This window comes from Pseudomonas reidholzensis, assembly GCF_900536025.1.
In the GTDB taxonomy this organism is placed as follows: Bacteria; Pseudomonadota; Gammaproteobacteria; order Pseudomonadales; family Pseudomonadaceae; genus Aquipseudomonas; species Aquipseudomonas reidholzensis.
The window spans coordinates 1-8,415 of sequence record NZ_UNOZ01000011.1 but is presented as its reverse complement, the minus strand read 5'-3'; the positions used below and the strand labels follow the sequence as shown (position 1 = coordinate 8,415).

3 protein-coding genes and 1 pseudogene are annotated in these 8,415 nt (G+C 64.6%); 2 read left to right on the top strand and 2 right to left on the bottom strand.

Going from position 1 to position 8,415, the window contains the following annotated elements; all coding sequences use genetic code 11:
* Positions 1–719: 719 nt before the first annotated feature.
* Complete coding sequence (locus CCOS865_RS07945; RefSeq protein WP_119139571.1) at positions 720–5,585, bottom strand: NAD-glutamate dehydrogenase; 4,866 nt, start codon at positions 5,583–5,585, stop codon at positions 720–722.
* 329 nt (positions 5,586–5,914) lie between these two features.
* Between CCOS865_RS07945 and CCOS865_RS07940 the strand changes: the two genes are divergently transcribed.
* Positions 5,915–6,268: a hypothetical protein gene (locus tag CCOS865_RS07940; protein ID WP_119139570.1), complete on the top strand. Its 354-nt coding sequence runs from the start codon at positions 5,915–5,917 to the stop codon at positions 6,266–6,268.
* 15 nt (positions 6,269–6,283) lie between these two features.
* On the opposite strand, the gene CCOS865_RS07935 is transcribed toward CCOS865_RS07940, so the two are convergent.
* Positions 6,284–7,579, bottom strand: a complete 1,296-nt coding sequence (locus CCOS865_RS07935; protein ID WP_119139569.1) for a T6SS phospholipase effector Tle1-like catalytic domain-containing protein — start codon at positions 7,577–7,579, stop codon at positions 6,284–6,286.
* Positions 7,580–8,216: 637 nt separating this feature from the next.
* Here CCOS865_RS07935 and CCOS865_RS07930 point away from each other — a divergent pair.
* Positions 8,217–8,415, top strand: a pseudogene (locus CCOS865_RS07930) (AAA family ATPase); the annotation flags it as partial.

Sequence of the window (8,415 nt, the reverse complement as noted above, 5' to 3'; positions counted from 1 at the left end):
GACCGCGCCGGACGGGCCTTCCTGGCCCGCGGCGCTTGCCGGCCATCCATGGCCGTCACCTCACTCCGCAAGACCTCCGTTCGGCCTCCTGAAGTCGCGGTAGATCAAGATCACAAGCCAGATCAAAGGCCAGATCAAGGTCCAGATCAAGGGCCAGGGCAACGGCTGGCGAATCGCTGCGCTCTCGCTTGTTTATAAGGGCGGTACAGCGCGTCAGCGCCAGAATGTGCATTGGCAGTCCCGGCCCTATCGCGGGCAAGCCCGCTCCTACAGGTCGGCGCGGTCCTTGTAGGAGCGGGCTTGCCCGCGATGAGGCCCGAATATCCACCACTCATGCCACTATCGAAGATAACGCCAGCCCAGGCGCCACCCCTAACTTGGCGACCTCAGGAGGCCGAACGGAGGTCTTGCGGAGCGGGGTGACGGCCAGGAAGGCCGGCAAGGGCTGGGGGCCAGGAAGGCCCCTACAGCCCGGTCCACGCGGGAGCAAGGCCGGAGTGAGGGAACCCGCAGCGCAGCGGAGGGCCGTATGTGGGAGCCAGCGGTTTTTGGTTACTTTTTTCCAAGAAAAAAAGTGACCCGCCGTAAGGGCGGAAGGGGCCATCAGCGCCACCACATCAACCGGATAAGCTCGATCATACAAACACCCACAACCCGCAAAGAACCAAAAAAAAGCCCCGACATCACTGCCGGGGCTTCTTCATTTCAGCTCACGAGCCTCAGGCCGGCACCACCGCCGCCTGTCCGCTCATGGCCAGATCCACCAGCTCACGGTTAGCCACCGCATACATCGCGTAATCAGTCCCGGTGGCATTGCGCAGGTCGTCCAGCATCGCGCGCCAGCGCTCGACCATCACCCGGTGCTGCTCAGCCCACAACGCCACACGCGCATCCATGTCCTCCGGCGCATCGGCCATCTGCAACACGGAAATGGTGATCGCACGCTGCTGCAGGTCGATGTCGTCGCGGAACGCTTCGCGGGCCAGGGCCTGCCAGTTGTTCTCCACCGGCAGGTTGCTGATCTCCTGCAGATACCACGTCAGGTCCAGGGCACTGCCGACGGCAAAGAACGCCTTGGCCACCTGCGCCGGATCGTGGCCGGTGACGTCCGAGGCCTCGATGATCGGCAACAGCGTGTACAGGTGCGTGGTGCCTGCGACCATGCGCGCCAGCAACTCCGGTACACCCGCCTGGACGAAGCCCTGGTAGCGCACCTGCCAACGCTCGCGAGTCGGCCCTTCGAGCAGCTCGTCGAGCTTGAGCCCCAACTGGGCGATCTTCGGCCCGAAGTGCGCAGCGTCACGCCCAGCGTCTTGCTCGTTGCGACGGCTGCGCAGGAACCAGCGCGTAGCCCGGCGGCCCAGGCGCATCAGCTCGTCCATCAGGGTCAGCTGGATTTCCGCCGGGACCTGATAGTCCAAGGCTTCGATCTGGCGGAACCAGTGCGGCAGGTGGAAGATGTCACGCACGATCACGTACGCCCCAGCGACGTTGGCCGGGCTCATGCCCGTGGACTCCTTCAGGCGCTGGACGAAGGTGATGCCCATGTTGTTGACCAGATCGTTGGCGATCTGCGTGCTGACGATCTCGCGCTTCAGGCGGTGCCGGCGCATGGCCTCGGAGAACTGGCTGAGCAGCGACGGCGGGAACGCAGTCTCCATGTCGCGGGTCAGGTAGTCGTCGTCCGGCACCTGCGACTTGAGCAGTTGCTCCTTGAGGTCGATCTTGCTGTAGGAGATCAGCACCGACAGCTCGGCACGGGTCAGCCCCTGGCCCGCAGCGAGACGCTCGGCCAACTGCTCCTCGGACGGCAGGAATTCGATCGGCCGATCGAGCTTGCCGCGCGCCTCCAGGTCGGCCATCAGACGCTTGTACTCGGCGATCCGCTCGCGGGCGCGACGCGCCGCCAGCGACAGTGCCTGGGTCTGCTTGTAGTTGTTGCCGAGCACCAGCGCGGCCACTTCGTCGGTCATGCTGCCGAGCAGCTGGTTGCGCTGCTTCTCCGTCATGTCGCCACCCTGCACCACTTCGTTGAGCAGGATCTTGATGTTGACCTCGTGGTCGGAGCAGTCGACGCCGCCGGCGTTGTCGATGAAGTCGGTGTTGGTCGCGCCGCCATTGAGGCCGAACTCGACCCGGCCGAGCTGGGTCATGCCCAGGTTGCCGCCCTCGCCCACCACCTTGCAACGCAGCTGGTTGCCGTTGACGCGCAGGGCGTCGTTGGCCTTGTCGCCGACATCGGCGTGGCTTTCGCTGCTGGCCTTGACGTAGGTGCCGATGCCGCCGTTCCAGAGCAGGTCGACCGGCGCCTGGAGCAGCGCGTGCAACAGCTCGGTCGGGGTCAGGCGGTCGGCTTCGATGGCGAAGCGTTCTTTCATCTGCGGGCTGATGCTGATGCTCTTGGCGCTCCGCGGGAAGATCCCGCCGCCTTCGGACATCAGGCTGCTGTCGTAGTCGGTCCAGGCCGAACGCGGCAGGTCGAACAGGCGCTGGCGTTCAGCAAAGCTGCTGGCCGGCTCCGGGTTCGGGTCGATGAAGATGTGCAGGTGGTTGAACGCTGCGACCAGCTGCAGCTTGTCGGACATCAACAAACCGTTGCCGAACACGTCACCGGCCATGTCGCCGACACCGATCACGGTGATCGGGTCCTGCTGCACGTTGATGCCACGCTCGCGGAAGTGGCGCTGCACGCCGACCCACGCGCCACGCGCGGTAATGCCCATCTTCTTGTGGTCGTAGCCGGCCGAGCCGCCCGAGGCGAACGCGTCACCGAGCCAGAAGCCATAGTCGATGGCGATGCCGTTGGCGATGTCGGAGAAGGTCGCGGTGCCCTTGTCGGCCGCCACCACCAGGTACGGGTCGTCGTCATCGTGGCGCACCACGTTGGCCGGTGGCACCACGCCGCCGTCCTTGAGGTTGTCGGTGATGTCGAGCAGGCCGGAAATGAAGATCCGGTAGCAGGCGATGCCTTCGGCGGCAATCTCGTCACGGCCACCGCCCAACGGCAGGCGCCGCGGCAGGAAGCCGCCCTTGGCGCCGACCGGCACGATCACCGAGTTCTTCACCTGCTGGGCCTTGACCAGGCCGAGCACCTCGGTGCGGAAGTCTTCTTCGCGGTCCGACCAGCGCAGGCCGCCGCGGGCGACGTTGCCAAAGCGCAGGTGCACGCCCTCGACGCGCGGCGAGTAGACGAAGATCTCGAACTTGGGCACCGGCTTGGGCAGCTCGGGGATCAGCTTGGGGTTGAACTTGAAGCTGAAGTACGACTTGTTCTGGCCGTTGGCGTCAGGCTGGTAGAAGTTGGTGCGCAGGGTGGCCTTGATCAGGTCCAGGTAGCGGCGCAGGATGCGGTCTTCGTTGAGCACCTGGACGTCGTCCAGGGCGCTGGTGATCGCCTGTTCCAGACGCAATTGCTTGTCGTCGAGGTCTTCCTGGGTGAGCTTGCGCGCCAGGTAGAAGCGGGTCTTGAACAACCGGGTCAGCTCGCGGGCGATGTCGGTGTGGTTGTTCAGGGTGCTGGCAATGTAGCCCAGGTCGAAGCCCAGGCGGATCTGCTTGAGGTAACGCGCATAGGCGCGCAGCAGCGCCACGTCGCGCCACGGCAGGCCGGCGGTGAGCACCAGGCGGTTGAAGGCGTCGTTTTCGGCGTCGCCCTTGACGATGTGGATGAAGGCGTCCTGCAGGGTGTCGTTGAGCTGCTGGATGTCCAGGCTCAGGCCTTCGCTGTAGGTAAAGGCGAAGTCATGGATCCAGTACTCGCGGCCATTGGCGTGGCGCAGGCGGTACGGGAACTCGCCAAGCACGCGCAGGCCGAGGTTTTCCAGGATCGGCAGCACGTCGGACAGCGCCAGCGGGGTGTCGGCGTGGTACAGCTTGCAGTGCAGCTGGCGTTCACCGAGCTGGGTCAGCGGCTGGTAGAAGCTCATCGCCAGCGGCTTGCTTTCGTTCAGCGCCAGCACATGCTGCATGTCGACCACGGCCGAGTGCGCGGCAAACCGCTCGCGGTAGCCGGCCGGGAAGCCCTTGGGGAAGTCCGCGAGGATGTTGGTGCCCTGGGCTTCGCCGAAGTTTTCCACGACCAGGGTCGAGTAATCGTCCTGCCACGAGCGGCAAGCCTGGATCACTTCGTTTTCCAGCTGCTGCGGGTCGATGTCGATCCGGTTTTTCGGGTCGACCCGCAGAATCAGCTGCACGCGCGCCAGCACCGACTCGGAGAAGAAGGTCCAGAACTCGCAATCACTGGCCTTCAGGCGCTCCATCAGTACCTGCTGGATCTTCTGCCGTACTTCGGTCGAGTAGATCTCCCGCGGCACATACGCCAGGCAGTAGCAGAAGCGGCCGTACGGGTCCTTGCGCAGGAACACGCGGATCTTGTTGCGCTCCTGGATCTGCACGATCGACATGACGGTGCTGAACAGCTCGTCGATCGAGGTCTGGAACAGGTCGTCGCGCGGCAGCACTTCGAGCACCTGGGCCAGCTCCTTGCCCAGGTGAGCCTTGGCATCGAAGCCCGAACGGCGCTCGACTTCGGCGACCTTGACGCGGATGTAGGGGATGGCGTGCACGCTCTCGCCATACACCGAGGAGGTGTACAGGCCCATGAAGCGGCATTCCTTGACCACCTTGCCTTGCGCGTCCAGCTGGCGGATCGACACGTAGTCCGGGTAGGCCGGACGGTGTACGCGGCTGGGCAGCGCGGCCTTGGCGAACGACAGCAGCAGTGGCTCGTTGAGGTAGGCCACGGCGTAGTCTTCGATGCGCAGCTCTTCGGCCGTCAGGCCAACCCGCAGGCGGCGTGGCAGGCCGAGGAAGGACTGCTCGTCGTAGTCCATGCGGCCGCCGTCGGCACCGCCCTCGACGGTGAATTCTTCATAGCCGAGGAAGGTGAAGTGGTTGTCCAGCAGCCACTCGAGAAACGCCTTGACCTCGCTCTTCTCGTGCTGGGCCTGCGGGTACGGGGTCTGCTCGACGAGTTCGACGATCTCGCGCAGCTTGGCCTTCATCGGTTCGAAATCGGCCACGGCGACGCGCACTTCGGCCAGCACCTGCTCGATCTCGCGCGACAGCACGGTGAGTTCGGCGGCGTTCGCGCAGCGGTCGATCTCCAGGTACATCAGCGACTCGTGGCGCACGCCGTCGCCCTGGGTGCCCTTGGGCAGCAGCTCGAGCAGCTCGCCCTTGGCGCCGCGGCGCACGCTGAGCACGGTGGTCTGCAGGGTATGGATGCTGTAGCCACGGCGGTTGAGCTCGGTGCGCACCGAGTCGACCAGGAACGGCAGGTCATGGTGCAGGACCTCGACCACGCTGTGGGTCGATTGCCAGCCGTTGCGTTCGTAATCGGGGTTGTACACCCGCACTTGCGGGGTTTCGGGGTCGAAGCGCTCGATGATGCGCCAGGCAGAGAGGGTGCAGCCGGCCAGGTCGGAAAGCCTGCGCTGGGTCAGTTCGTCCAGAGAGATGATGCCAAAGAACTGTTCGGCGAACAGTGCCACTTGTGGCAGTGACTGTTCGCTGATGTGCTGCGCCAGGGCCGCTTGCAGTTGATGCTGGAAGTCGGCTTTGCTGGCTGCGGTGAAGAACGCCATCTGTGGTACTCCGCTTGGGCTTTGTTATGTAGAGAAGCGTCGTGCGCGTATGCCTCGCCTGGGAACAACCATAGTCAACCCAGGGCAAGACAGGACGATGAAACCAGGCGTTGAGCGTGACCGGCACACTCATCCATTGGGTACCTGCAAAAGCGACTGCCTGTGGCTGTGCCTTTACGGGGACCCATCGACTGGGCAGCTTAACGACTGAGTGGTCACCGCGGCTTGCAACGCTGCGACATATTCGGTCAATGCTCGGCAACATTGCGTTTATGGATTGCCTCAAGGCTGGCAGAATTCCATTTCATTCCTCTTGACCCGAGTCGCTCATGCAACTGAAAACCGCCATTCTGTTCGCCACCCCTTGCGATGACGAGGAAGACAACATGGCCACCCTGTGCTGCCACAGCGACCAGGGTCAGATGTTTCTGCTCACCCGTTATCCGGATGAAGACACCGTCGACCTGACCCTGGACGACGAGCCTTCGACCCTCGACGGCCTGAAAGTGACCCTGAGTGCCAACCGCCTGCTGCTGGAAGTGGCTGCCGGGGACACCGATGCGCTGAAGGGCGACGAGACGCTGGAGATCGTCTTTACCTCGCAAGGCAGTGACCTGGCCGAGATCGAGGAGACCTTGCGGATCATCCTCGACGGCACCGGCACCTACGTCAGCGAGCTCTGATCGGCGCCCTGCCACTCAGCAGGTGTCGTGCAGCACCCGGCCTGCGGGGCTGGGGCGATCGATGTAGAGCACGTCCAGATCGCTGTTGCGCAGCCCGCCAACAGCGTTCCAGTGTGCTGAGGTGTGGACATAGCGCGACTGCAGCAGCCCCTGCTCCGCCTCTGTCAGGTCGGGATCTGCACGGTGACCCAAGGCAAACGCGTGAAGTTTGCGGCTGATGCCGGCCAGCACTGGGTCCAGCGGGCATCGCGAGACCGGCGCGAACGGCACACCCTGCGCTGCCGCCAGCTCGCGCATGATGCTCAGGTAGATCAGCGACAGCTCGCCCGCCACTTCTCGCTCACGGTACAAGGCCGCGAACACCTGTTTTTCGCGCTCGGCCGGCTTGCCGCTGCCCGCCGGCGCTTCCCAGGTGATGACCTGCGGCCGTGGCGGCAGCGCCTGTGCGTACTCGCGGTCGAGCAGCGCCAGCACGTGCGCATAGGCACTGCTGCGCTCGACCGGGCTGCGCAACGGCTCGCGACTGGAGCGCGGCTTGCACAGCAGCACCTGCTCGAGCATGCGCGGTGGGTAGCCGCCGCCAATGTCGGAGTGAACACCCGGCAGCACGATGTCATGCGCGGTGCGGACCAGGGGGAAGTTGTGCCTGCGCTCATCGCCCGCCACCAGTTGCACGACGTGGCCGGCAATACCTGCGCCGAGGCTCAGCTGCAGGCCGGCATAGCGCGCGTTGGCTGGGCTGAAGTTGCCCTCGAGTGGGGCGACGATTGCCGCCACGGTGTCGAACAGGCCGATGAAGCAGATACGGATCTCGCAGGTGAATGGCAGCTCGGCCAGGGCGGGATGGCCCTTGCGCAGCGCATTGGCCAGGTGCCTGGCCGCTGCTGCACCTCGACTGAAGCCGAACAGGTCGAACTCCAGGCGGATGGCCCGCGCTGCGGGATTCGCCTGCCGCCACAGCGTCAGCTGCTCGATGACAGCCTGCATCGCCTGCTCTGCCCGGGCCGCAACCCCGCTGGCGCCGCGGCCGGTCAACTGGTCGTAGGTCGAGTCTGGCTGGCCGTCGGCGGTGCCGATACCCGGCACATAGCGTTTCAGGAAGGTGCGCGCAGATCCGTCCGCCAATTCGCCTGGGCCTTGGGGATAGAGATCGAGCAACAAGGCGATGTTGCTCGGCGCGTTGGCGTAGCTAGTGCCTGAAATCGCGGCGCTGTCGGCCAGGTCGCTGTTGCTGCGGTTGTTGCCGGTGCCGTCGAAAAACAGCCCGACGCGCAGGGTGGCAGAGGGTGAAACGGCGGACTTGGCTTGCATCTCGGTTGCCTCGGGGGTCGAAGGTCGACCATCAGAAGGCAAGGCGCCAGCAGCGAGAATCAGGGTTTGGCTGATTGGTTGTCGGAATTAACCGAAATCTGGGGGGCTCCGAGGTGCTAGCCACAGGCTTCTCGGGCGCCCTCAAGATCGAGCGCCGCCCACGCGGCGCATCGCGAGGTGCTAGCCACAAGCTTCTCTAGCGCCCTTTAGATCGAGCGCCGCCCGCGCGGCGCTTCGCGGGGCAAGCCCGCTCCCACATTTGTTGCATCGTGCCATGGCCTGAAAGACCCCTGTCTTAGCCCTTGTTTGTCCGGCGAAGATATTGAGCCGACCCAAAGGGCCTCTCACCAGCCTCGCGCCTGGCACCAAGGCTGGCAACCCCTCTCTTACAGGCCATGGCGCGTTGCAACAAATGTGGGAGCGGGCTTGCCCCGCGAAGCGCCGCGCGGGCGGCGCTCGATCTCATAGGCGCTGCAGAAGTCTGTGACAGGCCCAACGATTCACCACGATCCCTCCCAAACCCACAAATTTGCACAGCGCCATTAGTCGCCACACCCCCGGATGGATTAAAGTATCAGCCCCTGCCCAGGCGGCACTCCCCCAGCGCCCCCGGCACCTCTCCCAGGAACCCTCGCCGATGGAACACCGTGACGCGCTGATCGCGCTGCGCACCTTTCTTTCCACCCAGATCCTGGGCCAGGAAAAGCTCGTCGAACGCCTGCTGATCGTCCTTCTCGCCGATGGCCACATGCTGGTCGAGGGCGCGCCGGGCCTGGCCAAGACCAAGGCCATCAAAGAGCTGGCCGAAGGCGTCGAAGCGCAGTTCCATCGCATCC